General features: G+C 74.5%; 25 protein-coding genes. 14 read left to right on the top strand and 11 right to left on the bottom strand.

Annotated features, from left to right (window positions below):
• The 3 genes from ACFV04_RS35745 to ACFV04_RS35755 form a co-directional block, all read left to right on the top strand.
• The coding region (locus tag ACFV04_RS35745; RefSeq protein ID WP_380535096.1) for an ATP-binding cassette domain-containing protein at window positions 1-584 on the top strand (584 nt) is incomplete at its 5' end.
• 78 nt (window positions 585-662) lie between these two features.
• Window positions 663-1,346: a nitroreductase family protein gene (locus ACFV04_RS35750; RefSeq protein WP_380347234.1), complete on the top strand. Its 684-nt coding sequence runs from the start codon at window positions 663-665 to the stop codon at window positions 1,344-1,346.
• Between the two features lie 171 nt (window positions 1,347-1,517).
• Complete coding sequence (locus ACFV04_RS35755) at window positions 1,518-2,258, top strand: GNAT family N-acetyltransferase (protein WP_380535098.1); 741 nt, start codon at window positions 1,518-1,520, stop codon at window positions 2,256-2,258.
• Here ACFV04_RS35755 and ACFV04_RS35760 read toward each other — a convergent pair.
• Both ACFV04_RS35760 and ACFV04_RS35765 read right to left on the bottom strand, forming a co-directional pair.
• Window positions 2,252-3,205, bottom strand: coding sequence for an aldo/keto reductase (locus ACFV04_RS35760; RefSeq protein WP_380347231.1), 954 nt, complete (start codon window positions 3,203-3,205; stop codon window positions 2,252-2,254). The two genes, ACFV04_RS35755 and ACFV04_RS35760, sit on opposite strands and share 7 nt — an antisense overlap.
• Before the next feature lie 99 nt (window positions 3,206-3,304).
• Window positions 3,305-3,955: a GDSL-type esterase/lipase family protein gene (locus ACFV04_RS35765; protein WP_380535100.1), complete on the bottom strand. Its 651-nt coding sequence runs from the start codon at window positions 3,953-3,955 to the stop codon at window positions 3,305-3,307.
• Between the two features lie 294 nt (window positions 3,956-4,249).
• Between ACFV04_RS35765 and ACFV04_RS35770 the strand changes: the two genes are divergently transcribed.
• From ACFV04_RS35770 to ACFV04_RS35780, 3 genes are all read left to right on the top strand, one after another.
• Window positions 4,250-4,846, top strand: a complete 597-nt coding sequence (locus ACFV04_RS35770) for a choice-of-anchor C family protein (protein ID WP_380535102.1) — start codon at window positions 4,250-4,252, stop codon at window positions 4,844-4,846.
• A 218-nt stretch (window positions 4,847-5,064) separates the two neighbouring features.
• Complete coding sequence (locus ACFV04_RS35775) at window positions 5,065-6,591, top strand: carbohydrate binding domain-containing protein (protein WP_380535104.1); 1,527 nt, start codon at window positions 5,065-5,067, stop codon at window positions 6,589-6,591.
• A gap of 161 nt (window positions 6,592-6,752) precedes the next feature.
• Window positions 6,753-8,186: an SDR family NAD(P)-dependent oxidoreductase gene (locus ACFV04_RS35780; protein ID WP_380535106.1), complete on the top strand. Its 1,434-nt coding sequence runs from the start codon at window positions 6,753-6,755 to the stop codon at window positions 8,184-8,186.
• Here the strand turns inward: ACFV04_RS35780 and ACFV04_RS35785 are convergent.
• Together ACFV04_RS35785 and ACFV04_RS35790 are read right to left on the bottom strand one after the other, a co-directional pair.
• Window positions 8,165-8,521, bottom strand: coding sequence for a hypothetical protein (locus tag ACFV04_RS35785; RefSeq protein WP_380535107.1), 357 nt, complete (start codon window positions 8,519-8,521; stop codon window positions 8,165-8,167). The two genes, ACFV04_RS35780 and ACFV04_RS35785, sit on opposite strands and share 22 nt — an antisense overlap.
• A gap of 199 nt (window positions 8,522-8,720) precedes the next feature.
• Window positions 8,721-9,464 (bottom strand): SDR family oxidoreductase, encoded by a 744-nt coding sequence (locus ACFV04_RS35790; protein WP_360259849.1) that lies wholly within the window; start codon window positions 9,462-9,464, stop codon window positions 8,721-8,723.
• A 109-nt stretch (window positions 9,465-9,573) separates the two neighbouring features.
• Here ACFV04_RS35790 and ACFV04_RS35795 point away from each other — a divergent pair, with 109 nt between their 5' ends.
• Entirely contained in the window at window positions 9,574-10,233 is a 660-nt protein-coding gene (locus ACFV04_RS35795; RefSeq protein ID WP_380535109.1) for a TetR/AcrR family transcriptional regulator, read from the top strand.
• Between the two features lie 96 nt (window positions 10,234-10,329).
• On the opposite strand, the gene ACFV04_RS35800 is transcribed toward ACFV04_RS35795, so the two are convergent.
• The 3 genes from ACFV04_RS35800 to def form a co-directional block, all read right to left on the bottom strand.
• Window positions 10,330-10,875 (bottom strand): hypothetical protein, encoded by a 546-nt coding sequence (locus ACFV04_RS35800; RefSeq protein ID WP_380535111.1) that lies wholly within the window; start codon window positions 10,873-10,875, stop codon window positions 10,330-10,332.
• A 261-nt stretch (window positions 10,876-11,136) separates the two neighbouring features.
• Window positions 11,137-11,742 carry a hypothetical protein gene (locus ACFV04_RS35805; RefSeq protein WP_380347217.1) on the bottom strand — a complete coding sequence of 202 codons (606 nt, stop codon included), beginning with the start codon at window positions 11,740-11,742 and terminating at the stop codon, window positions 11,137-11,139.
• Window positions 11,743-11,956: 214 nt separating this feature from the next.
• Window positions 11,957-12,640: a peptide deformylase gene (gene def, locus ACFV04_RS35810; protein ID WP_380535112.1), complete on the bottom strand. Its 684-nt coding sequence runs from the start codon at window positions 12,638-12,640 to the stop codon at window positions 11,957-11,959.
• A gap of 29 nt (window positions 12,641-12,669) precedes the next feature.
• Here def and ACFV04_RS35815 point away from each other — a divergent pair, with 29 nt between their 5' ends.
• Window positions 12,670-13,206, top strand: a complete 537-nt coding sequence (locus ACFV04_RS35815) for a winged helix-turn-helix domain-containing protein (RefSeq protein ID WP_360259860.1) — start codon at window positions 12,670-12,672, stop codon at window positions 13,204-13,206.
• A 55-nt stretch (window positions 13,207-13,261) separates the two neighbouring features.
• Here the strand turns inward: ACFV04_RS35815 and ACFV04_RS35820 are convergent, their stop codons facing one another.
• From ACFV04_RS35820 to ACFV04_RS35835, 4 genes are all read right to left on the bottom strand, one after another.
• A complete protein-coding gene (locus tag ACFV04_RS35820) occupies window positions 13,262-13,798 on the bottom strand; it encodes a hypothetical protein (RefSeq protein WP_360259862.1) in 537 nt (178 codons plus the stop codon).
• Window positions 13,799-13,905: 107 nt separating this feature from the next.
• Window positions 13,906-14,841: a hydroxymethylbilane synthase gene (hemC, locus tag ACFV04_RS35825; RefSeq protein ID WP_380347214.1), complete on the bottom strand. Its 936-nt coding sequence runs from the start codon at window positions 14,839-14,841 to the stop codon at window positions 13,906-13,908.
• Window positions 14,842-15,084: 243 nt separating this feature from the next.
• Window positions 15,085-17,397, bottom strand: coding sequence for an FtsX-like permease family protein (locus ACFV04_RS35830; RefSeq protein WP_380535114.1), 2,313 nt, complete (start codon window positions 17,395-17,397; stop codon window positions 15,085-15,087).
• Window positions 17,394-18,119 carry an ABC transporter ATP-binding protein gene (locus tag ACFV04_RS35835; RefSeq protein ID WP_360259868.1) on the bottom strand — a complete coding sequence of 242 codons (726 nt, stop codon included), beginning with the start codon at window positions 18,117-18,119 and terminating at the stop codon, window positions 17,394-17,396. The genes ACFV04_RS35830 and ACFV04_RS35835 overlap by 4 nt, the downstream gene beginning before the upstream one ends.
• A 118-nt stretch (window positions 18,120-18,237) precedes the next feature.
• Between ACFV04_RS35835 and ACFV04_RS35840 the strand changes: the two genes are divergently transcribed.
• From ACFV04_RS35840 to ACFV04_RS35865, 6 genes are all read left to right on the top strand, one after another.
• Window positions 18,238-19,119: a sensor histidine kinase gene (locus ACFV04_RS35840; RefSeq protein WP_380535116.1), complete on the top strand. Its 882-nt coding sequence runs from the start codon at window positions 18,238-18,240 to the stop codon at window positions 19,117-19,119.
• Window positions 19,120-19,142: 23 nt separating this feature from the next.
• On the top strand, window positions 19,143-19,847 hold the full coding sequence (locus ACFV04_RS35845) for a response regulator (RefSeq protein WP_380535118.1): 705 nt from the start codon (window positions 19,143-19,145) through the stop codon (window positions 19,845-19,847).
• 184 nt (window positions 19,848-20,031) lie between these two features.
• Entirely contained in the window at window positions 20,032-21,237 is a 1,206-nt protein-coding gene (locus ACFV04_RS35850) for a cytochrome P450 (protein ID WP_380535120.1), read from the top strand.
• Between the two features lie 141 nt (window positions 21,238-21,378).
• A complete protein-coding gene (locus tag ACFV04_RS35855; protein WP_380347205.1) occupies window positions 21,379-22,539 on the top strand; it encodes a type III polyketide synthase in 1,161 nt (386 codons plus the stop codon).
• The gene (locus ACFV04_RS35860) at window positions 22,536-23,120 is read left to right on the top strand and encodes an NUDIX hydrolase (protein WP_360259877.1); all 585 of its coding nucleotides are present in this window, start codon (window positions 22,536-22,538) and stop codon (window positions 23,118-23,120) included. The genes ACFV04_RS35855 and ACFV04_RS35860 overlap by 4 nt, the downstream gene beginning before the upstream one ends.
• A gap of 173 nt (window positions 23,121-23,293) precedes the next feature.
• Window positions 23,294-23,737 (top strand): SHOCT domain-containing protein, encoded by a 444-nt coding sequence (locus ACFV04_RS35865; protein ID WP_380535122.1) that lies wholly within the window; start codon window positions 23,294-23,296, stop codon window positions 23,735-23,737.
• Window positions 23,738-23,800: the final 63 nt, after the last annotated feature.

Below are 23,800 nucleotides of genomic sequence, written 5' to 3' on the forward strand. Positions count from 1 at the left end.
CCCTGCGCGGGGCCGTGGCCCGGCGCGGCGACTTCGCCTTCGGCCCGGTGGACCTGCAGATCGACTGGGCCGACCGGGTCGCGATCACCGGCGCCAACGGCGCGGGCAAGTCCACGCTGCTGGCCGCGCTGCTCGGCCGACTCGAACTCGACGGCGGCAGCGCCTCGTTGGGCTCGGGCGTGGTGGTCGGCGAGGTGGACCAGGCGCGCGGACTGTTCCTGGGCGGGGAGCCGCTGGCGGAGGCCTTCGCGGCCGCCGTCCCGGAGCTGTCGCCGGAGGACGTGCGCACCCTGCTGGCCAAGTTCGGCCTCAAGGCGGTGCACGTGATGCGCCCGGCCGGCACCCTCTCGCCCGGCGAGCGCACCCGGGCCGCGCTGGCGCTGCTGCAGGCCCGCGGGGTCAACCTGCTGGTGCTGGACGAGCCCACCAACCACCTGGACCTCCCGGCGATCGAGCAGCTGGAGTCCGCGCTCGGCTCGTACACCGGCACCCTGCTGCTGGTCACCCACGACCGGCGGATGCTGGACACCGTCGCGGTGAACCGGCGGATCGAGGTCCGCGGCGGCCGGGTGCACGAGCTGTAGCCGTCGGCGTGGTCGCACCCCTCCGGGATTGGTCTCTACCTCTTCCCGGAGGGGCCGTCATGTGCTGTGCTGTCCGCCATGGTTGACAGTGCAGAGAGCACCGCGGCGGGGACGTCCCACCCGACCGTCCCCCTCGCCCCCGTGACCGTCCCGGCCCACGAGGCCGAGGAGCGCAGCAGGTCCTTCCACGAGGTGATGGCCCGGCGCCGCACCGTCCGCGACTACGCCACCCGCCCGATCCCGGACGGCGTCGTCGAATGGGCGGTGCGGACCGCGGGCACCGCGCCCAGCGGCGCGCACGTCCAGCCCTGGCGGTTCGTGGTGATCACCGACCCGGAGCGCAAGCGGCGGCTGCGCGAGGCCGCCGAGGCCGAGGAGCGCGAGTTCTACGGCCACCGGGCGTCGGAGGAGTGGCTGGCCGCGCTCGCGCCGATCGGCACCGACTGGCGCAAGCCGTTCCTGGAGGACGCGCCGGCCGTGATCGTGGTGTTCGAGGTGCACAAGGGCCCCGACTCGCCGCGGCCCTACTACACCAAGGAGTCGGTGGGGATCGCGGTCGGGCTGCTGCTGGCCTCGCTGCACCAGGCCGGGCTGGCCACGCTGACCCACACGCCGAGCCCGATGCGGTTCCTCAACGAGGTGTGCGACCGCCCGGCCGAGGAGCGGGCGGCCTACGTGATCCCGGTCGGCTACCCGGCCGAGGGGGCGCGCGTGCCGGACCTGCGGCGCAAGGAGCTCGACGAGGTGCTGGTCCGGCTCTGACGCGCCGGGGCCGCACCCCGGGCGCCGGGCGCCCCGGTGGTGCACCGCAGGTCCCCGCTGCACGCCGGCCGTCCCGACCGCACGCCGGGGCCGGGCCCGTGCGCCCGCCGTCAGGGTGTCCGGAGGGGGCCCGGATGGTGACAGGTCCGGGCCAAGGACATAATCGCCGCCATGAGCCAAGCACAGTCACGGTCCTGTGACCCGGCCCCGGCCGGACGGGCGCGGGCCGCCGTGGAGGCGACCACCGGGCGGCCGCCCGAACTGCTGCGGCTGCCCGGCGGCCTCTGGCTGCGCCGCCGCCGCAGCACCCACGCGGTGGCGCTGAACCGGGCCGTCCGCGCCAACCTGGAGCACCTGCGCCCCTGGCTGGAGTGGGCGGCCGAGGCCCCCACCCGGGCGCAGACCGCCGAGCTCGCCCGGGCCGGCTCCGCCGCCTGGGAGGCGGGCACCGACTTCATGTACCTGGCCGGGCTGAACAGCGAACCCGGCGGGGTGATCGGCGCGTTCGGCCTGCACGGGCGGATCGGCCCGGGCGCACTGGAGATCGGCTACTGGGTCGCCGCCGGGCACGTCGGCCGCGGCATCGCCACCACCGCGGCCGGGGCGCTGACCGAGGCCGCGCTGGCCCTGCCCGGCATCACCCGGGTCGAGATCCACTGCGACCGGGCGAACGCGGCCAGCGCGGCCGTCCCGCGCAAGCTCGGCTACCGGCTGGACCGGATCGCCGAGGCCGCCGTCCGGGCTCCGGGCGAGACCGGACGGCAGCTCGTGTGGGTCAAGGAGCGGTCCGGGCCGTCCGGCGCGGGCCGGAACCCCCAGGACACCCAGGACACCCAGGACCCCCGGAGCCCCCAGGATCCCGAGGCCCCCCGGAGCCGGCCGGGACCGGCCGGCCGGGGAACCGCTCAGTAGCGCCCGCCGGTCGGCGCCGGCAGCCCGTCCAGCTCGGCGAGGTCGGCGGCCGAGAGCACGAGCCCGGCCGCCCCCACGTTGTCCACCAGGTAGCGCGGCGTCCTGGTGCCCGGGATCGGGAAGACGTACCGGCCCTGCGCCAGCACCCAGGCCAGCGCGACCTGCGCGGGCGTGGCACCGATCCGCTCGGCGACCGCCCGGACCTTCGCGACCAGCGCCAGGTTCGCCTTGAGCGCGTCCTGCTGGAAGCGCGGCAGCCGGCGGCGGAAGTCGTCGGCGGGCAGCTCGTCGAAGGAGGAGATGCTGCCGGTCAGGAAGCCCCGGCCGAGCGGCGAGAACGGCAGCAGGGCGATCCCGTGCCGTTCGGTGTACGGCAGCACCTCGGCCAGCGCGTCCCGGGTCCACAGCGACAGCTCGTTCTGCACGGAGGCCACCGGGTGCACCGACCGCGCCCGCTCGATCTCCTCGACGGTCACCTCGGAGAGGCCGATGCTCCGGGCCTTGCCCGCCGCGACGACCTCGGCGAACGCGCCCCAGGTCTCCTCGATCGGGACCTCCGGGTCGACCCGGTGCAGCTGGTAGAGGTCGACGTGGTCGGTGCCCAGCCGGCGCAGGCTCTCGTCGATGGAGCGCCGCACGTGCTCGGGCCGGCCGTTGCGCGCCTGCTGGCCGCCGCCGCCCGGGACGATGCCCACCTTGGTGGCCAGGAAGGCGCGCTCCCGGTACGGGCCGGCCAGCGCGGCGCCGACGACCTCCTCGTTGGTGTAGGGGCCGTACATGTCGGCGGTGTCGATCAGGCCGACGCCGAGGTCCAGCGCCTGCCGGATCACCCGGACGGAGTTCTCGTCGTCCCGGTTCTGCACGTCGTAGGCCCAGGTCATGCCCATGCAGCCGAGACCGACGACGCCGATCTCCGGGCCGGTGGTACCGAACGGGACGTTGCGCATGACGGTGCTCCCATCGTGGTGTCCGCGCGGTCCGCGCGGTGGTTTCCGTGGTGGTGCGTGATCGACGCCGTCAGCTTTCACCTTGGAGTGCACTCGAGGTCAAGTCCGTTCCGGCCCGGACCCGTCCGGCCCGGGCCCCGGTCCCGCCCAGGCGCGGAAGCCGCCCGCCAGGACCAGCTCCGCCAGCCGCCCGTACCCGCCGGCTCCCGGGTGCGCGCCGTCCCCCGCCCGGGCCTCGGCCGTCCAGACCGGATCGCCGGCCAGCGCCCCCGTGACGTCGACGAACGGCACCCCGGCGTCGGCGCACAGCCCGGCCATCGCGGGGACGAGCGCCCGCAACCGGTCCAGGTGCGCCGCTCCCCCGCAGACCACCGGCGGCGGGCCGACCACCAGGGCGCCGAGGCCGCGCTCGCGGGCGCCGTCGAGCAGGGCGGCGAGGTTCGCCAGGGTGTCGTGGTGCGCCACCCGGGGGACGCCGGCCTCCTCCATCGCGTCGTTGGCACCGACCGAGACCACCAGCCGGTTGTCCGCCCCGGGCAGGACGCGCGCCCCGATCTCGGGCCAACAGCGCCGCAGCACCTGCGCCGAGGAGTCGCGCCGGACGCCGAGGTTGAAGGCGGTGGCACCCGGGGCCGCGGCCTGCAGCACCCGACCGACCCACCCGCGGAACTCCGGGTCGCCCAGGCCCTGGACGAAGGAGTCACCGAGGAAGCAGATCCGCGGTCCGTCGAAGCCGGTTCGTATGGTCATCGGCCCACCGTAGGGGCGCGAGCGGGGCGCGCGCTTCCGCTTTCACCACCGGGCGGGCGAGTCGACCGTCGGTCCTCCGCCGTTCGCCCCCGGACCTTTCGCCGGGCCGACAGAGGTGACGCCCCGTCAAACCGGCGCACCGGAGCCCGTGCACGGACCTCCCGCACCACCGGGCGCCGACCGTCCGGTCTTGGCAGCACCGACCGGGACGGTCGACGCTCTGTGCACAGCCGACCGTCGACGCCTCGGTTCACCACCGGGCCCGTCCGTTCACATCCGATCGGGGAGGAACCCATGCAGTTCTCGCGCACCCGCGCCACCGCCGTCGCCCTGCTCGCGGCCGCCGCCGTCACGCTCGCCGTCCCGGCCCAGGCCGCCGGCGGCAACCGCGCGCTCAGCCGCTTCGACGACGGTAGCTTCGAGTCGCCCAAGGTCCCGGCGAACGCCTTCACCGAACTGACCGCCGGTCAGACCATCGGCCCGTGGCGGATCACCGCCGGCAGCGTCGACCTGATCGGCGCCGGCTTCTGGCAGGCCGCCGAGGGCGACCAGTCGGTGGACCTCAACGGCGCCAACAGCGGCACCATCGCCCAGACCTTCACCACCACCCCCGGCGCCACCTACTCGGTCACGTACGCCCTGGCCGGCAACCCGGCGGGCGGGCCCGCCGTACGGACCGGCTGGGCGCGCATCGACGGCCAGGACTTCCAGGCCTTCACCTTCGACGTCACCGGCAGGAGCGCAGCCGCGATGGGGTACGTGGGACGGCAGTTCACCTTCGTCGCCCAGAACTCCTCCACCACCCTGGCCTTCGCCAGCACCGTGGCCGGGGCGTACGGGCCGGTGATCGACGACGTGCGGGTCACGGAGTGCAAGCCGTGCTGCGGCTGACCGTCCGCAGCCCCTGGGCGCCGCCGCCTTAACCCCTCCTAAAACCTGCCCTCGGCGGGGCGTCCGGTGCCGGGAAGTGCTTGACGTGCACAGCTGGTCTAGTCCAGTTTGATGCTCAGCACCGCGCTCCCCCGCACCGGACCACCCCAGGCCGCCGCCCGCCCCGTGTCTCCCCCCTCGCGGCGCGGGCGGCCAACCACGTCCCGAGAGGCACCCCCATGCCCAGCGCGATCCAGCCTGCCCCCACGCACCGCCGCCCCGCCCGCCGGACCACCCTGCTGAGCCTCACCGCCGCCACCGCGCTGGCCGCCGGCGGCCTGGCCGTCCTCGCCGGGAACGCCGGCGCCGCCGACGGCAACCTGCTCGCCAACGGCGGCCTGGAGAGCGGCGCGCTCAGCCCCTGGAGCTGTTCCGCCGGCACCGGCGGCGTCGTCGGCTCCGGCGCGCACAGCGGGACGTACGCGCTGAAGGGGGCGGTGACCGCGAGCGACACCGCGCAGTGCGAACAGACCGTCAGCGTCCGGCCCAACACCACCTACGGCCTCAGCGCCTGGGTGCAGGGCCAGTACGTCTACCTCGGAGCCACCGGCAGCGGCGTCACCGACCCGGCCGTCTGGACCCCGGGCGGCGCCGGCTGGCAGCAGCTGTCGACCGGCTTCACCACCGGCCCCGCCACCACCAGCGTCACCGTGTACCTGCACGGCTGGTACGGACAGGGCGGCTACCTCGCCGACGACATCACCCTGACCGGCCCCGGCGGCACCCCCACCACCCCGCCGCCCACCTCGACGACCCCGACCGGCACGCCCACCGGCACCCCGACCTCGACGCCCACCGGCGGGCCGACCACCCCGCCACCGAACACCCCGCTCCCGGTCGCCCCCTACATCGACATGGGCGCCTGGCCCACCCCGTCCATGCCCGACATGGCCAAGGCGGGCGGCCTCAAGGGCTACACCATGGGCTTCGTCACCGGCGTCGACTGCAAGGCCGGCTGGTTCAACGCCTACGACCCGCGCACCGGGTGGGCCAAGGACCAGATCGACGCGCTGCGCGCGGCCGGCGGCGACGTCAAGGTCTCCTTCGGCGGGGCCGCCGGCACCGAACTCGCCGCCGCCTGCACCTCGGTGGACGCGCTGTTCGCCGAGTACGACGCCGTGGTGAAGGCCTACGGCCTGCGCTACGTCGACTTCGACATCGAGGGCGCGGCGATCGCCGACACCGCCGCCAACGACCGCCGCTCCGCCGCGCTCGCCAAGCTGCAGCAGGCCCACCCCGGCCTCAAGGTCTCCTTCACCCTGCCGGTCCTGCCCGAGGGCCTGACCGCCGAGGGCGTCGCCATCGCGAAGTCGGCCCGCGACGCCGGGGTGACCACCGACCTGGTCAACGTCATGGCGATGGACTACTACCGCAGCGGGACGGACTACGGCAACGCCGCCGTCCAGGCCGCCCAGTCGCTGTTCGGCCAGCTCAAAGCCCTCTACCCGGCGAAGACCGACGCCCAGCTGTGGGCCATGGTCGGCGTCACCCCGATGATCGGCGAGAACGACGACCACCAGATCTACGACCAGGCCGCCGCCCAGCAGCTGGTGACGTTCGCCCAGCAGAACCACCTCGGCCTGCTCGCCTTCTGGGACGCCACCCGGGACGCCAACGCCTGCACCGGCGGCTCGCTCTCCAAGTGCACCGACATCCCGCAGCAGCCGTACGAGTTCGCCAGGATCTTCAGCCGGTACGCGGGCTGATCCCCGCAGCACGACCGGAGTGCCGGCAGCCCGGGAAGGGCCGCCGGCACCCCGGCGCTCCCGGACGAGCCCGTCGGCGGCCGACCGGAGAAAATTGGCATCCCATCATCCCGGACCGTCGGCTACTGTCCCACCCACCTGTACGGCACGAGGGGGCGGACATGACGGTCCGGGACGACCACAACCAGCTCAGCACGATCCATCCGACCGGCGAGGCCGCCGGCGCGACGGGCCCCAGCGCCGAGGAACTCGCCGCGTTCAGCCGCACCCTCGGCCGGCTGCGGGCACTGCCCCCGCACGACCGCGGCCGGCTGCACGTCGAGCGGCAGCTCAGCTCGTTCGTCATGGAGAGCCGCAAGCGCCGCCGCCAGGAGGCCAAGGAGGCCGTCCGGCAGGCCGACGCCGAACTGCTCGCCGCCACCGCGACCGGCGCCCGGCACCGCCGCGAGGACGCACCGCTCACCGCCGACCCCACCGGACCGGTCGGCGAACTGCAGCTCCAGCGCAAGTGCTACGTCTGCAAACAGGCCTACCGCCGGGTCGACGGCTTCTACCACATGCTCTGCCCGGACTGCTCGGCCGACAACACCGCCCGCCGGGCCCTGCGCACCGACCTGCGCGGGCGCCGCGCGCTGCTCACCGGCGGCCGGGTGAAGATCGGCTTCCAGCTCGCCCTGATGATGCTGCGCGACGGCGCCGAGCTGACCGTCACCAGCCGCTTCCCGCAGGACACCGTCCGCCGCTTCCGCGCCGCCGAGGGCAGCGAGCAGTGGTGGGAGCGCCTCAGCGTGGTCGGCATCGACCTCCGCGACCCGCGCCAGGTCCTGGGCCTGACCGAGCGGTTCCGCGCCGACGGACGTCCGCTCGACATCCTCGTCAACAACGCCGCCCAGACGCTGCGCCGCCCGCCCGAGTCGTACGCGCTGCTGGCCGCCGGCGAGCGGGACGCCCTGCCCGCCGCCGACCGTCGGGCGATCAGCCACGCCCCGGGCTTCCGGCCGTCCGCTCCGGGCGCCCGGCTGACGTCCGGAGCCGCGTCGTTGATCGGGACGGGCGGCCCGGGCGAACCGAGCGGCGGCACCGACGAGGCCGGGCTGCTGCCCGACCTCGCCCCCGCCAACTCCTGGTCCGCCACGCTCGGTTCGCTCGACCCGGCCGAGGTCCTGGAGACCCAGCTGGTCAACGCCCTGGCCCCGGCCCTGCTCTGCGACCGGCTGCTGCCGCTGCTGCTGGCCTCCCCGCGCCCCTCCCGCTACATCGTCAACGTCACGGCGGTGGAGGGCCGGTTCGCCGTCCGCAACAAGACCGCGCGGCACCCGCACACCAACATGGCGAAGGCCGCGCTCAACATGCTCACCCGCACCAGCGCCGCCGAACTCGCCACCCGGGGCGTGCACATGTGCGCCGTCGACACCGGCTGGATCACCGACGAGAACCCGGCGCCCAAGAAGGCCCGCCTCGCCGGGCTGGGCTTCCGCACGCCGCTCGACATCGTGGACGGCGCGGCCCGGGTCTACGACCCGATCGTCCGGGGCGAGGCCGGGGAGCCGCTGTCGGGGGTGTTCCTCAAGGACTACCGGGTCGCGGAGTGGTGACCGGCCGGGCCGCCCGGCCGTCCCGGGCGGCCGCCGCTCAGGTGTCGTAGCAGCCGCACCACGGCTCGTGGAAGCCCAGGCCGTCGGGGAGGAGCTCGGCGGTGAAGCGGTAGGTCCTCCTCGTCCTCCTCCACCTCGTCGTCCTCCTCGACGACGAGCCCGAACAGCTCGCCGTCGACCCGGACCTCGAACGGCTCGATCGCGATGTCCCGGTACTCGCGGCCGGGCAGGGCGGCCGGCCACGCGTCCAGCAGCTGCCGGGCGTCGGGGCCGGTGGCCGTGGCCCGGACCCGCGAGTCGAGGTGCCGGCCCGCGGGGTCGAAGCGGTGCGGCACCGCGTACCACCCCGGCCGGCCGGGCCGGTGACGGAGGCGAAGAACTCGCCGCCCCGCCGGCGGCCGATGGTGCGGGTGCGCCCCTGCGGCTCGTGCCGGATCGGGATCACCTCGGGAACGTCCATGCCCGAACCGTACGGACGGGGTGCGACAACGGCCCGGCCCGGGAAGTGCTCCCGGGCCGGGCCGTCCGGCGTGCTCAGCGCCCGGTGGGCAGGTTGGCCCCGCCGGTGCAGTCGAACACCACACCCGTCACGAAGGTGTTGGCCGCCAGCATGTGGATCGCCCGGGCGACGTCCTCGGCGCGGCCGACCCGGCCGACCGGGGTGGTGGCGGCGAGGCCCTCGAAGAGCGCGGTGCGCTGCTCGGCCGGGACGCGGTCCCACCACGGGGTGTCGATCACGCCGGGCGAGACCGCGTTGACCCGCAGCGGGGCCAGCTCGACGGCCAGCGGCGGCACCATCGCCTCCAGCGCGCCGTTGATGGCGGCCAGTCCGGCGGTGCCGGGGATGGCGGCGCGGGCGGAGGCGGCGGTGATCAGGGTGACCGAGCCGTCCTGGCGCAGGTGCGGGAGCGCCGCCTGCAGGACGCGGACCTGGGGCCAGAACTTGGCGTCGAAGCCGGTGGCGAGCTCGGCCAGGTCGAGCCGGGCGAACGGGCCGCTGCCGGCCGCGCCGCTGACCGCGACGACCAGGTGGTCCACGGTGCCCTCCTCGGCGAAGAAGGCGGCGACGGCGGCGGGGTCGGCCGCGTCCAGCCGGCGGCCGGTGGTCCTGCCGCCGATCCGGGCGACGGCGGCGTCGAGCCGCTCGCGGTCGCGGCCGGTGACCACGACCTCGGCTCCGTCGGCCGCGAAGGCGGTGGCGGCGGCCTCGCCGATGCCGGAGCTGCCGCCCATGACGACAACGCGCTGTCCGGCGAAGAGGTTCGATGCAGTGCTCATGGTGGTGCCCTTCAACTTGTCGAGACCGTCCGTTCCGGCAATGATGTTTGTCGAGACTGCTAGTCTTGTCAAGCTCGGACAAGGGAACGGACCGGAGGAGCGGGAGACCATGAGCGAGACCGAACCCCGAACGGAACGGTCGGGGCGAACCGATCCGGCCCCCGACCCGGCACCCGGGCAGGCCCCGTCCACCCGGCCGCACACCGGACGCCGCCGCAACGAGGCCGCCCACCGGGCGATCCTGGACGCCGCCCTCGACCTGCTCGCGGACCCGGACGGCGCGCCCGTCACCATCGACGCCATCGCCCGTACGGCCGGCGTCGGCAAGCAGACCGTCTACCGGTGGTGGCCCTCCAAGGGCGCCGTGCTGCTCGACGCCCTCACCGACCGCGCCGACCAGGACGTCGACGGCCCCGACACCGGCACCCTGCGCACCGACCTGCGCGCCTTCGTCGCCACCACCTTCGACGCCGCCCAGCACGGCACCACCGCCTCCGCGCTGCGCGCCCTCGCCCGCGAGGCCGCCCGGGACCCGCACCTCGCCGACCTCATGCGGAGCTTCACCGCCACCCGCCGCACCGCCCTGCACGACCTCCTCTCCCGGGGCCGCGACCGCGGAGAGCTCGCCGGGAACGCCGACCTGGACCTGATCGTGGACCAGGTCTACGGCGTGTTCTGGTACCGCTTCCTGCTCGGGCACGGACCGCTGGACCAGGACACGGCGGAACGCCTCGCCGACTCGCTGCTCACCGGGCACGCGGGCGACTGACCTCCCCGGCGAGCCGGGGCGGACCCGGGCGCACGGCACGGCGGGTGCCCGGCGCGCACGGCACGGCAGGTGCCGTGCGCTCCGGGACACCGGGCGTCAGGCGGCGGCTGCGGGGGAAGCGGCGGCCGGCCTGCGCCGGCGGTGGTAGGCCCAGGCCAGGGCGAGGGTGGCGGGGCCCCAGAACATCGCCGTCGACGTGCAGACCCGGCCCAGGACCATCCACCAGCCGTTGCGGTAGCCGACCTCCTGGAACACGCCGAGCCAGGCGAGGGGTATGCCGTCGAAGAGGGCGACCAGGGTCAGGCCCCCGAGGACGGCCGGCACGAGCGCCGCGAGCGGCGGCACCCGGCGGCCGCGCAGGAACGGCACCCAGCGCGGGAACACCTCGCCCCAGCCGCTGACCAGCCCCAGGGTCAGGATCGTCAGCGCCTCGGTGACCACGCTCAGGCCGATCACGTACGGGGTGTCCCACCAGACGTACGGCCCCGCGTTCGGGTCGACCAGACCCATCCTGACGTCGAACGCGAACGGCAGCCGCCACAGGCAGTGCGGCAGCACGATGAACGGGAGGGCCTTGGCGAGGCGCAACGCCCAACGGGGGACGGGGCGTTCGGTGTCGCCCACCGGAATGTTCTTCAGCATGGGACCACCGTCCCGAACGCCACCCCCGCCGCGCGTCCACCGTGCGGCCCCGCCGCCTCCCTCTCGGGAGCCGACCTCCCGTCGTCCCTGAGGTGGAGACGGATCGTCGGTCCTCGCCCGCGGACGGAAGGACGGCGTCAGCTGCCGGTCGGCGCCCCCGGGCCCGGCGCCGTCCGGCACGGTCGGGTCGACCGCGGGCGCGACCGTGCGAGCGAGGTCACGGGTGGCGGACCCGCCGCCGGTGGAGCCGGGCGACCGCGCTCACGCGAAGCCGAGGACGCCGTCCACGACCGGATCGAACAGCACCCGCCAGTTGCCCGGCAGCCGGTCGACCGCCGTGGTGAGGTGGTGGCGCGCGACGGTCCACTCGTCGGGCCGCTCCCCCGCGCCGTGCTCCCGGACGACCGCCAGGCAGTGGTCGAGGAACTCGTCGTCCTCCTCCTCGAATCCGAGCCGCCGGTACGCCGCCAGCGCCTCCGGCGCCTCCTCGAACCAGGCGTCCCACCCGGTGGCCGCGCCCAGGAGGTAGAGCAGGTGGCTCCCGGGGTCGGGCAGCCCGGCGCGCAGGGACCGGGAGGTGAACTCCCGCCCGGCGTCGTCGCCGACCAGCCCCGAGCCGTCGACCGCCGCCGTGACCAGGTCCGCCCAGTACGCGGCGTCGTGACCGCCGGTGGTCTGACGCAGGTACCGGCTCGCGAAGGCCGCCATCACCGCCGGGTCGTCGATCATCGGCGACAGCACCAGATCGCTCGCGTGGTCGAAGCCGAAGTAGGAGCGGCGCCCGTCGAGGGTCAGCGACTCGATGCCGCCGACATGGCCGACCCGGCCCGGCAGGGGGGCAGCGCCGTTCAGGAGTTCCTTGTCCATGACGAGCGACCGTAGCGGGGGCGGCCGACAGCCGACTCGGTCGGCAGGCGGGCGGACAGGCAGGCAGGCCTACGAGCGGCGGGCCCCCTCGGGGTGCGGCTGCTCCGAACGCGTCGTGCCGGTGCACCCGGCCCGCTCCGGCACCCCCACGAGCCGGTCCGCCGGGACGGGATGCGAGGCGAACGAGACCGGGTGGTCGGGGGTGCTCACCGCGTCACTGCCGGCGCCCGGCCCCGGCGGTCGCGGCGGCTCCGGCGGTCGCGGCGACCTCGGCGGTCTCGGCGGTCTTGGCAACCTTGGCAGCCTTGGCGGCCCGCTCGGCGAACACCTTCTCCCGGCGGTCGGCGGTCTGCTTCATCATCCGCTTGCGGTCCCGTGCGGAGAGCCGGTCGATGTACAGCCCGCCGTTCAGGTGGTCGGTCTCGTGCTGGAGGCAACGGGCGAAGTAGCCGACGCCCTCGATCGTGACGGGGTCGCCGTACTGGTCGACGCCGTGCACCACGGTGCGGGCGGGACGGGCGAGCCGGGTGTTGGCACCCGGCACGGACAGGCAGCCCTCGACCTCCTCGATCAGCGCGCGGCCGGGCTCCTGCTCCTCCACCACCGGGTTGAGCACGTGACCGACGTGCCGGACGCCGTCGTCGTCGGTGCAGTCGTAGACGAACAGCCGCAGGTCCACGTCCACCTGGTTGGCGGCGAGGCCGCAGCCGTCGGCGACGGCCATGGTGACGAACATCGACTCGATCAGCCGGGCCAGGCGCTCGCTGCCGAAGTCCTCGTCGGTCGCCGTCCGGCAGGTGCGGCGCAGGATGTCCTCCCCCACCTCGGTGATCCGCAGGACGGTCGGACGTTCGCGCAGCTCGGACACGGGGTTCCCTCCGGGGGTCGGGCTTGTCATCGACTTTGCAAAGTAGCAGACTTTGCAAAGTGACCGAAGACCTCGTCAGAACCGGCGCCCTCCCCGAACACGCCGTACGGACCGCGCTGCTGGAGCTGCTGGCGGAGCGCGGCACCGTCACCTCCACCGAGGCCGCCGCCCGGCTCGGCCACAGCTCCGGCCTGTGCTCGTTCCACCTGCGGCAGCTCGCCCGCCACGGACTGATCGAGGAGGCCCCGGCCGCCGACGGACGGGCCCGGCCGTGGCGCCTGCCGCAGGAACCGCGCCCCGTCGCGGACGACGAGGGGTTCGACGCCCTGGCCCGGGGCCTGGAGGACGAGAGCCACCGGCGCTGGCTCGCCCGGCGCGCCGAAGCCCCGGCGCAGTGGCAGCACGACGAGGCCTTCAGCACCGTCGTCCACCTGACCCCCGCCGAACTGGCGGCCGTCGGCGAGGCCGTCCGGCAGGTCCTCGCCCGCTACCGGGGCCGCGACACCGACCCGGCCACCCGCCCCGCCGGCTCCCGGCCGGTCGCCGCCGTCACCCGCCTCTTCCCGCTCCTCGACGAGCCTGCCCAGGAGCGGTGACCGGCGCTCGGGCCCGGTGGAACAGGAGCCCGACGCCCCGGTCCCGGGCCGGCGCTCAGGCCCGGCGCCAGGACTGCCGGGCCACCGCCCGTACCAGCGGCCCGACCAGCAGACCGGCCGCCGCACCCAGCACGACCCCCTGCACGCCGTCCCAGACGTCCTGCACGTCGCAGGTCCGCCCGATCACCGGCAGCGCGTAGTGCAACACCGACACCGCGAACGGCAGCGCCGCCGTCGCCAGCAGCGCCACCGCCGCCCGCCGCCGGGTGCCCGCCAGGGCGGCCGCGAAGCCGACCGGGGCGTACGTCGCCAGCTTGAGCTCGATGTGCCGGACGTGCAGCAGCTCGTACGGCGACCGCGGCCGCCCGCCGGCCACGGTGCAGTGCCGGACGGCGTCCTCGGAGAGCCGGAACGCCTCCGGCAGCAGGGTCGCCACGATCACCCCGCCGAGCCCGAGCAGCAGCACGAAGCCGACCGCCCAGTGGGCCCGCAGCAGCCGCCCCACCTGCCGGTTCAGCAGGGCCGCCGGCGCCAGCGAGAGCAGGAGCCCGGGCCAGAACATCGGCATCGCGCCGAGCACCGCACTGATCACTTCTCAACGGACGCCGCGGACCCCCGCCCGGTTCTGCTCGGGGCGGGGAGAATCCCTCCCGGTCCTCCCGGTCCTCCCGGTCCTCCCGGTCCTCACCGTCCTCGCGGTCAGTGCGGGATCGAGGAGATCAGTTCCTGCGCCCCCTGCCGCTTGAGCGCCAGGGCGACCGAGGTCCCCAGGTCCTCCGGGCTGAGCGCGCCCGCCCACTCGTGGGCGTCCAGCACCTGCTTGCCGTCCGGGGTGAAGACCCGGCCGCGCAGCGAGAGGCGGCCGTCCGGCTCGGCCTTGGCGTAGCCGGCGATCGGGCTGTTGCAGTGGCCCTGCAGCACGTGCAGGAACATCCGCTCCGCCGCCGCCTCGCGCCAGGTGTCGTGGTGGCCGAGCGTGGTGACGGCGTCGATGGTCGCGGTGTCGTCCTGGCGGCACTGCAGGACGAGGATCCCGGCGCCGATCGGCGGGCACATCGCCTCGACGCCGAGGACCTCGGTGATCCGCGCCTGCTCGCCGATCCGCTCCAGGCCGGACACGGCGAGCAGCAGGGCGTCCACCGTCCCGGCTTCGAGCTTGGCGAGCCGGCTGTTGGCGTTGCCCCGGATCGGCACGCATTCCAGGTGCGGGTGCGAGGAGGCGAGCTGGGCGGTGCGGCGGACGGAGGAGGTGCCGATCCGGGTGCCGGGCGGGAGTTCGGCGAGCGTCAGGCCGCCGGGGTGGACGAGGGCGTCGCGGATGTCGTCCCGGCGCAGGTAGGCGGCGAAGACGGTGCCGGCGGGCAGCGGGCGGTCGGCGGGCACGTCCTTGAGGCAGTGCACGGCCACGTCGGCCTCTCCGGCGAGCAGCGCGGCGTCGACCTCCTTGGTGAACGCGCCCTTGCCGCCCAGGTGCGCGAGGTCCCCGGTCCAGCGGTCGCCCGAGGTGGTGACCGGCACCACCTCGGTGCGCAGGCCCGGGTGCAGGACGGCGAGTTCGGCGCGGACCCGCTCGACCTGGGCGAGCGCCATGGGCGAGGAGCGGGAGACGATGCGGATCAGCTCTGCGGTGGACATGGCGCGATGATAGGCCGTCGAACGGCCTTCCTTGACGGCACGTCAGGCATGTGGCGCACAGTGCCGCCTCATCCGCCCCTGCCGCCCGTTCCGCACCACCGGCCCCACGGCGTCGATCGCGGTCCCGGACGGCCCGGGACGCTCCCGGACGGCCCGGGACGGTCCCCCGACGGCCCGGGAAACCCAGGAAGGGACGGCGGCCGGGCGGTTCCCCGTCCGGCCGCCCCCACCGTCCCCTGGGACTCACTCGTTGTGCAGCACCTCCGCGATCGGCAGCCGCGCCGCCGACCGCGCCGGGACGAGCGCGCCCAGGACGGCGATCGCGACACCCGCGAAGGCGAGCCCGGTGAGCGGCAGGGCGTCCCAGATGTCGATCACCGACTCCGGGAAGACGATGCTCCCGACGTTCTCGACGAGCAGCCGGTGCGCCAGGATTCCGGCCGGGACGCCGATGACCGCGCTGACCGCGCCCTGCCAGGCCACCGAGGTGATCGTCATCGTCACCACCTGCCGGGGCGTCATCCCGATCGACTTGAGCATGCCGAGGTCCCGGCGGCGCTCACGGATGGTGAGCAGCAGGGTGTTGAAGACGCCGAGCGCGGCGACCACCGACAGCAGCACCGTGAAGGTCGTGGCGAAGCCGATGACCGCGACGACGGGACCCACCAGGTCGGGCGCGAACACCGAGGGCGACAGGCTCGGGTCGGCGGCGGTGACCGCCCGCTGGTAGGCCTCGGCGTCGGCGCCCTGGGCGAGCTTCACGTCGTACTCGACGGCGTGCGGGTCGTCGGTGAGCGCGGCCCGGGTGGCGTCGTTGGTGGCGAACGCCCGGGCGTTGCCCTGGCTCTCCTCGCCGACCACCGTGACGGTCAGGTGCCGTCCGTCCAGGTCCAGGGTGAGCCGGTCGCCGAGCTTCAGCCCGTGCTGCTTGAGGAAGGAGGGCCCGGCCTCGATCTCGTTCGGCCCGGTCGCCGGGCGGCCCTTCACGACGTCGAGGCGCTTGGGGTTGGCGATGTCGTCGCCGCTGTAGAAGTCGGCGAAGGCCGGCTGGGGGTAGCCGACCAGCCCGACCTGGACCAGCCCGCGGACGGAGACCCGTTCGGCGCCCGGGGTGGTCCGCAGCATCGTCTCGGTCTGGGCGGGGGTGAGCCGGGGCTCGGTCTTGTTGCCCGCGAAGTGGGCGGTCAGCACGCTGACGTGGGTGTGGCCGTCGCGGTGGTCCATCAGCTTGGTCAGGGTACTGCTCAGGCCGGTCGTCACCGTCACGGTGAGCACCCCGAGCACGATCGCCGCCATGGTGAGCGCGGTCCGGGCGGGGCGGGCGAAGGGCTGGCCGAGGCCGAGGCTGACGGCGCGCGGCAGCCGGGTGCCGGCCAGCCGGCGCTGGATCTTCAGCCCGCGCCCGGTGCGCGGCGCGCTGCCGGCCGAGATGGCCTGGGCGGCGGAGAGCCGGTGGGCGCGCGAGGCCGGGACGAGCGCGGCGAGGAGGACCAGCAGCGGCACGCTGACCAGGGTGGCGGCGGGCAGCCAGCCGGCCGGCTCGATCACGGCGGTGCCGGTGGTGATCCCCGAGAAGGCGGACTGGAGGATCGGGTACGACGCCGCCCAGCCGGCCGCCGTCCCGAGGACGGTGCCGACGACCGCAGGCACCGAGACCATCGTCAGGTAGACGGTGACCACCTGGCGCGGGGTGAAGCCGATCGACTTCAGCACACCGATGTGCCGGTAGCCGGAGACCACCGCGCCGCTCACCACGTTGCCGACGATCAGTGCGGCGACGACCAGGCCGAGCACGCCGAAGACCGTCATCAGCGGCAGGTAGGCGTCCGCGCCCGCCGAGAAGGCCTGCTTCAGCACCAGGTACGACTGCACGTTGGTGAGCGCGTCCTTCGGCAGGCCCGCGGTGACGCCGTCCATGGCGGAGGTGAGCCGCTGCTCGTCGGAGGCGTCGGAGAACCGGTAGAGCATCTGCCGGCCGACGGGGTGCAGGGCGGCCGCCTGCCCGGGGGTGACCCACCCGCCGGCGCTCTGGCTCATGCTGGTGGCGAAACCGACGACGGTGAGCCGTTCGCCGCCGCTGAGGGGCAGCTGCTGCTCCAGGAGCGCCTTCGCGAAGCCGCCGAACGGCTCGTTGATGACCACCTCGCCCGGCCCGGTGGCCCAGCGGCCCCCCAACAGTTGCGCCCGGTCCACCGGCCCGGCACCCGGGTCGGACCGGCCGACCAGGGTCAGCGTTCCGGGCGGGCGGCCGAGCCAGTCGCCGGAGATCTCCACCAGGGCCTGGTCGAACGGCCCGGCGGCCGCCTCGACGCCCGGCCGGTGGGCGGTGGCGGCCAGTTGCTCCGCCGAGGCCGCCGCCGGGTCGAAGGCGGCGACGACGTGGGCGCCGCGCTGCTGGGAGAACGCGTCGTCGAAGGGCGCCCGGGCGGCGCTGATCACCGCGAGGGCGAGCAGCACGGTGGTGGTGGAGCAGAAGACGACCAGACCGATCACCACGGTCTGCACCCGGCGGCGCTTCACGGCCGCCCGGGAGGCCCGCCACACGGCGCCGGTCACGACTGCGCCTCCAGCATCCGCTCGCGCGCCACCTTGCCGTCCGCGACCTCGACCAGCCGACTGGCGCAGCGGGTGGCCAGATTGGGGTCGTGGGTGACGATCAGCAGGGTCTGCCCGATCTGATTGAGGTCGATCAGCAGGTCCATCACCTGCTCGCCGGAGCGGCTGTCCAGCGCGCCGGTCGGCTCGTCCGCGAGCAGCAGGGCCGGGCGGTTCACCAGGGCCCGGGCCACCGCGACCCGTTGGCGTTCACCGCCGCTGAGCGCGGCCGGGTAGACGTCCTTGCGGTGCGCGACGCCGAGTTCGTCGAGCAGTTCCAGTGCGCGGCGGCGGGCCTGGCGGGCGGTGGTGCCGGTCAGTTGGGCGGCCAGGGCGACGTTGTCGAGGGCCGGGAGGTCGTCGATCAGGTTGAAGAACTGGAAGATCATGCCGATGTGGCGGCGGCGGAACAGTGCCAGCCCGGTCTCGTTCAGCTGCCCGAGGTCCTGCCCCTGCACCCGGACGGTGCCGGCGGTGGGCCGGTCCAGTCCGGCCACCATGTTCAGCAGGGTGGACTTGCCGCACCCGGAGGGGCCCATCACGGCGACCGCCTCGCCCGCCCGGATCCGCAGGTCGACGCCGTCGAGCGCCTTGGCGTCGCCGAACTCCTTGTGGACCCCGGACAGCTCGACGACGACCTGCGCGTCGTCCGGCCGGGAGGTCCCGTCGTGGTCGTTGCTCATGGTGGACGACGGTAGGCGGGGGCGCCGGGCCGGTACGTCCCACCCGGGGTGTAACCGCGCACCCCCGTAGTACCGGGGATGTACGGGCCCGGCACCCCCGGGTGACGCGGATCATGACGTGACCTGCGAAGCTGACGCCGTGTGGGGAACGGGAACGGAGTGGGCCGCCGTCGCGGTGGCCGGGGTGGCGTGCGCGGGCGCCGGCTGGCTGGCCGTGGCGCTGGCCCGGGCGCGGCGGCTGCACCGGGCGGCGATCGGCGAGCGCGGCTGGCTGCTGGAGCGGGAGCGGGAGAGCGCCGCCCGGACCGCCGTGGACGCCGAACGGAACCGGATCGCCGCCGAGTTGCACGACATCGTCAGCCACAACGTGAGCCTGATGGTGGTTCAGGCGGGCGCGGCGCGCGAGGTACTGGCCACCATGCCGGAGGAAGCGGCGGCGGCGATGGCCGCCGTCGAGGCCGCCGGCCGGGACGCGATGACCGAACTGCGGCACCTGCTGGGGCTGCTCGCCCCCGCCGCGGACGGCAGCGAGGAGCCGGTGCGGGAGGACTTCGCGCCGCAGCCGAGCCTGGGCCGACTGAGCCCGCTGGTCGACCGCTTCGCCTTCGCCGGGCTGCCGGTCGAGGTCCGGATCTCCGGCGAGCCGAGGCCGCTGCCGGCCGGGATCGACGTGACGGCGTACCGGATCGTCCAGGAGGCACTGACCAACGCGCTCAAGCACGGGACCGGGGTGACGGCCCAGGTGACGGTGCGCTACGCGGACCACTACCTGCGGGTCGAGGTGCTCAACAGCGGGCCGAGCGTGCTCGTCGGCGGACCGGCCGCCGCGCCCGGCGGCCCCGACGAGCCCGTCCCGTCGCCCCGCCGGGGCGACGGCGCCGGACGCGGGCTGATCGGCCTGCGCGAGCGCGTCGCCGTGTACGGCGGGGACCTGGACGCCCGGCGCCGGCTCGGCGGGGGCTACCGGGTCCGCGCCCGCATCCCGCTGGACCGGCCGTGACGGAACACCCGACGGAGGGCACCGTGGAAGAAGAGAAGGATCAGGAGCGCCGCCCCCGGGTGGTGATCGCCGACGACCAGGAGCTGGTGCGCACCGGTTTCCGGATGATCCTCACCGCGCGCGGCATCGACGTGGTCGCCGAGGCCGGCGACGGCGCCGAGGCGGTGGCCGCCGCCGTCCGGCACCGGCCGGACGTCGCCCTGCTGGACATCCGGATGCCCGGCATGGACGGCCTGGAGGCGGCCCGGCGCATCCTCGCCGGGGTGCCCGGCTGCCGGGTGATCATGCTGACCACCTTCGACCTGGACCACTACGTCTACGCCGCCCTGTCCGCGGGTGCCAGCGGCTTCCTGCTGAAGGACGTCACCTCCGCCCACCTCGCCGCCGCCGTACGGCTGGTGGACACCGGGGACGCCCTGCTCGCACCCTCGATCACCCGGCGGCTGGTCGAGCGGTTCGCGGCCGGCGCCCCGCGCCCGGCCCCCGGCGCCGACGGCCCGGCGCTGCACCGCGACCTCACCCCGCTGACCCCGCGCGAGGCGGAGGTGCTGGCCCTGCTCGGACGCGGGCTGTCCAACACCGAGCTGGCGCGCGAACTCACCCTGAGCGAGTCGACGGTGAAGACGCACGTGGCCCGGATCTTCGCCAAGTTGCACCTGCGCGACCGGGCGCAGGCGGTGGTCCTCGCCTACGAGACCGGGTTGGTCGCGCCGGGCGGCGCGGGCTGATCCCCAACTCGCCACAGTGACCGGACAGTTCGCATGACAATCAGCCGGCTCACTCATTAGAGCTAACTCCCCGTCGAATCCGCCTTTTTGCCAGTCCATGGGGGAACATCTGCATGTCCGCGCCCGAACGGAAGAACACCTCGGGCCGCATCACCCGGCATGACGAAGACCATTGGACAGGCCCGTGACCACCACTCCCCCCGTGTGGGACTGCCCCTTCCACCACACCGACGGCCTGGAGTTCGACCCCCTCCTCAAGCGACTGCTCACCGAGGCCCCGGTCGCCCGGATCCGGCTGCCGCACGGCGAGGGAGAGGCCTGGCTGGCCACCCGCTACGAGGACGTCCGGACGGTCACCACCGACCGCCGGTTCAGTCGCGCCGCGGGCATCGGCCGCGACCTGCCGCGGATGACGCCGGCCCCGATCGCCCAGGCCGAGGCCATCAACCTGATGGACCCGCCCGCCCACAACCGGCTGCGCCGCCTGGTCGCCCAGGGCTTCACCAACCGCCAGGTCGAGCGGATGCGCCCGGCCACCCAGCGGACCGTCGACGACTACTTCGACGAGATGGCGGAACACGGCTCCCCCGCCGACCTGATGCACTTCCTGGCCGGCCGGCTGCCGCTCACCACCATCTGCGAGCTGCTGGACATCCCCGCCGACGACCGCGCCGAACTGCGCGGCCACGCCGTCGCGATGATGCGGATGGGCCCGGGCAGCCGGGACGGCCAGGAGGCCGCCAAGACCGCCCTGCGCGCCTACTTCGGCGAGCTCACCGCCGCCCGCCGCGCCGACCCGGGCGAGGACCTGATCAGCGCGCTCGCCACCGCCCGCGACGGCGACGAACTGCTGGACGCCGACGAGCTGACCGTCATGGCGATGGTCCTGCTGGTCACCGGCCACGACACCAGCACCTACCAGCTCGGCAACATCACCTACACCCTGCTCACCCACCCCGAGCAGCTCGCCAAGCTCCGCGCCCAGCCCGACCTGCTGCCCCGCGCCCTGGAGGAGCTGCTGCGCTTCATCCCGTTCCGCCAGGGCGTCGGCATCGCCCGGGTCGCCACCGAGGACGTCGAGCTGGGCGGGGTGGCGATCCGGGCCGGCGAGGCGGTGCACGTCTCCTACCTGACCGCCAACCGCGACCCGGCCGTGTACGAGCGCCCCGACGAGCTGGACCTCGACCGCGGCGCGCCCACCCACATGGCCTTCGGCCACGGCCAGCACCACTGCCTCGGCTCGCACCTGGCCCGGATGGAGCTGAAGGTCGCCATCGGCACCCTGCTGCGGCGCTTCCCCGGCCTGCGCCTGGCCGTCGCACCGGCCGACCTCGACTGGGACTCCGGCTCGATCTGGCGCTTCCCGCGCACCCTGCCGGTGGCCTGGTAGCCGCCTCCCCGGCCGCCGCGCACCGCGCACCACCGCCCGCCTCCGCGCACCGCGCACCACCGCCCGCCGCCGCACGGCCGGCTTCACCGTTCCACGCATCCACCGGCCTGCCCCCAGGCCCCCCAGGGGAGACCCGCACCCATGGCAACACTCTGCCGCCCCGCCATCGCCGTGCCCGAGCACGTCATCACCCTCGACGAGACCCTGGACCTGGCCCGCGCCCTGCACGCCGGCCACCCCCAGCTCGGCCTGGCCCTGCGGCTGATCGAGAACACCGGCGTCCGCACCAGGCACCTGGTCCAGCCGATCGAGCGCACCCTCACCCACCCGGGCTTCACCGTCCGCAACGAGGTGTACGAGCGCGAGGCCAAGCGCCGCGTCCCCGAGGTCGTCGAACGCGCGCTCGCGTACGCCGAGCTGACCGCCCGGGACATCGACCTGATGGTCTACGTGTCCTGCACCGGCTTCATGATGCCGTCGATGACCGCCTGGCTGATCAACACCATGGGCTTCCGCTCCGACACCCGCCAGGTGCCGATCGCCCAGCTCGGCTGCGCGGCCGGCGGCGCCGCCGTCAACCGCGCGCACGACTTCTGCCGCGCCTACCCCGGCGCCAACGTGCTCATCGTCGCCTGCGAGTTCTGCTCGCTCTGCTACCAGCCGACCGACCTCGGCGTCGGCTCGCTGCTCTCCAACGGCCTGTTCGGGGACGCGGTGGCCGCCGTGGTGATGCGCGGGCACGGCGGGCACGGCGTGCAGGTCGAACGCAACGGCTCGCACCTCGTCCCGGACACCGAGGACTGGATCTCCTACGGGGTGAAGGAGACCGGCTTCCATTTCCAGCTCGACAAGCGGGTGCCCGGCACGATGGAGATGCTCGCGCCCGCACTGCGCGGCCTGGCCGGCGAGCACGGCTGGGACGTCTCCGGGCTCGGCTTCTACATCGTGCACGCCGGCGGCCCGCGCATCCTGGACGACCTGTGCCGCTTCCTCGACCTGGAGCCGGCCACCTTCCGCTACAGCCGCGCAACGCTCACCGAGCGCGGCAACATCGCCAGTGCCGTCGTCTTCGACGCGCTGTCCCGGCTGTTCGACGACGGCGGCGTCCCCGAGGGCACCACCGGGCTGATCGCCGGCTTCGGACCGGGCATCACCGCCGAGATCTCCCTGGGGAGTTGGGTCGGCACGCCGGTCGATCCGGTGCGCCCCCCACGGCCGCGCGCCCTCTCCACCTCCGGCATCGCCCTCGTCCATCCGACCGTCCCCCGCCGTTTCCCGGCCGGCACTACGATCACCGAATGACCGATACCACGGACCGCACCGACGCCTCCGTCAGAGCCGCCGAACTCGCCTCCCGCTTCCCGGCGTTGCACGCGCCGCAGTACTGGAGCTGGGGACGGTACGACGCGCAGTTCTCCACCGAGCTGCCGCCGGACGGCCTGGTCACCAACATCCACCTGGTCGGCTTCGCGGACGGCGAGGTGGTGCTCTGCCGGGACGACCAGGACCACTGGTTCCTGCCCGGCGGCACCCGGGAGCAGGACGAGAGCGTCGCCGCCTGCCTGGAGCGCGAGCTGCGCGAGGAGGCGGGCGCCCGGCTGGTCGGCGAGCCGGGCTGGCTGGGCGCGCACCGCTGCCGCACCGACGACCCGGTGCCGTACCGGCCGTGGCAGCCGCACCCGGAGAAGGCCTGGCTGTGGGGCTGGGGCGAGGTCGTGCTGGACTCCTCGCCGACCAACCCGGCGGACGGCGAGCAGGTGGTCGAGGTCCGCGCCGTCCCGGCGGCCGAGGCGCAGCGGCTGCTGCTGACCGGGCACGAGGCCTGGTGGGGCGAGCTGGTCGGGCTGGCGGTGGAGCTGCGGCGCCGGGCCGGCCTGGGATAGGACCCGTCACGGGCAGGGCTCGTCACGGGCGGGACCGGTCACGGGCGGGGGCGGTCACGGGCGGGGCGGGGCCCGTCACCCGCGCGGCCGGGGTATTCCCGCTCCGGGGAAGGATCACCGGAATGGCCGAACAGCAGGGGCATATGTCCGATTTGTGGTGATATGAATCACCCATGGACACCTCTTCGCTGACCGCGTCACCGTTGGCCGCGACCGACTACCCGCTGCTCAACATCTTCTGGACGATGCTGGAGCTGTTCGTCTGGATCCTCTGGTTCTTCCTGCTGTTCAAGATCATCACGGACATCTTCCGCAGCCACGACCTCAGCGGCTGGGGCAAGGCCGGCTGGCTGATCCTGGTGATCCTCCTGCCCCTGATCGGCGTCCTCATCTACCTGATCGCCCGCGGGCAGTCGATGGGCCGGCGCGACATCGAACAGGCCAGACAGAACGACGCCGCGTTCAAGGCCTACATCCGGGACGCGGCGGCGTCCGACGCGGCCGGCGGCGGCGGCGCCGGCCACGTCGACGACCTGGCGAAACTGGCGGACCTGAAGGAGAAGGGCGCCATCTCCGAGGAGGAGTACCAGAAGGCCAAGGACAAGATCCTGACCTGACCGGAGCGGTGCCCCGGCACGGTGACCGGTACGACGGCGGGGCCGGTGGACGTGGTGTCCACC

Origin of the sequence: Kitasatospora sp. NPDC059599 (assembly GCF_042735125.1) — a bacterium.
In the GTDB taxonomy this organism is placed as follows: Bacteria; Actinomycetota; Actinomycetes; order Streptomycetales; family Streptomycetaceae; genus Kitasatospora.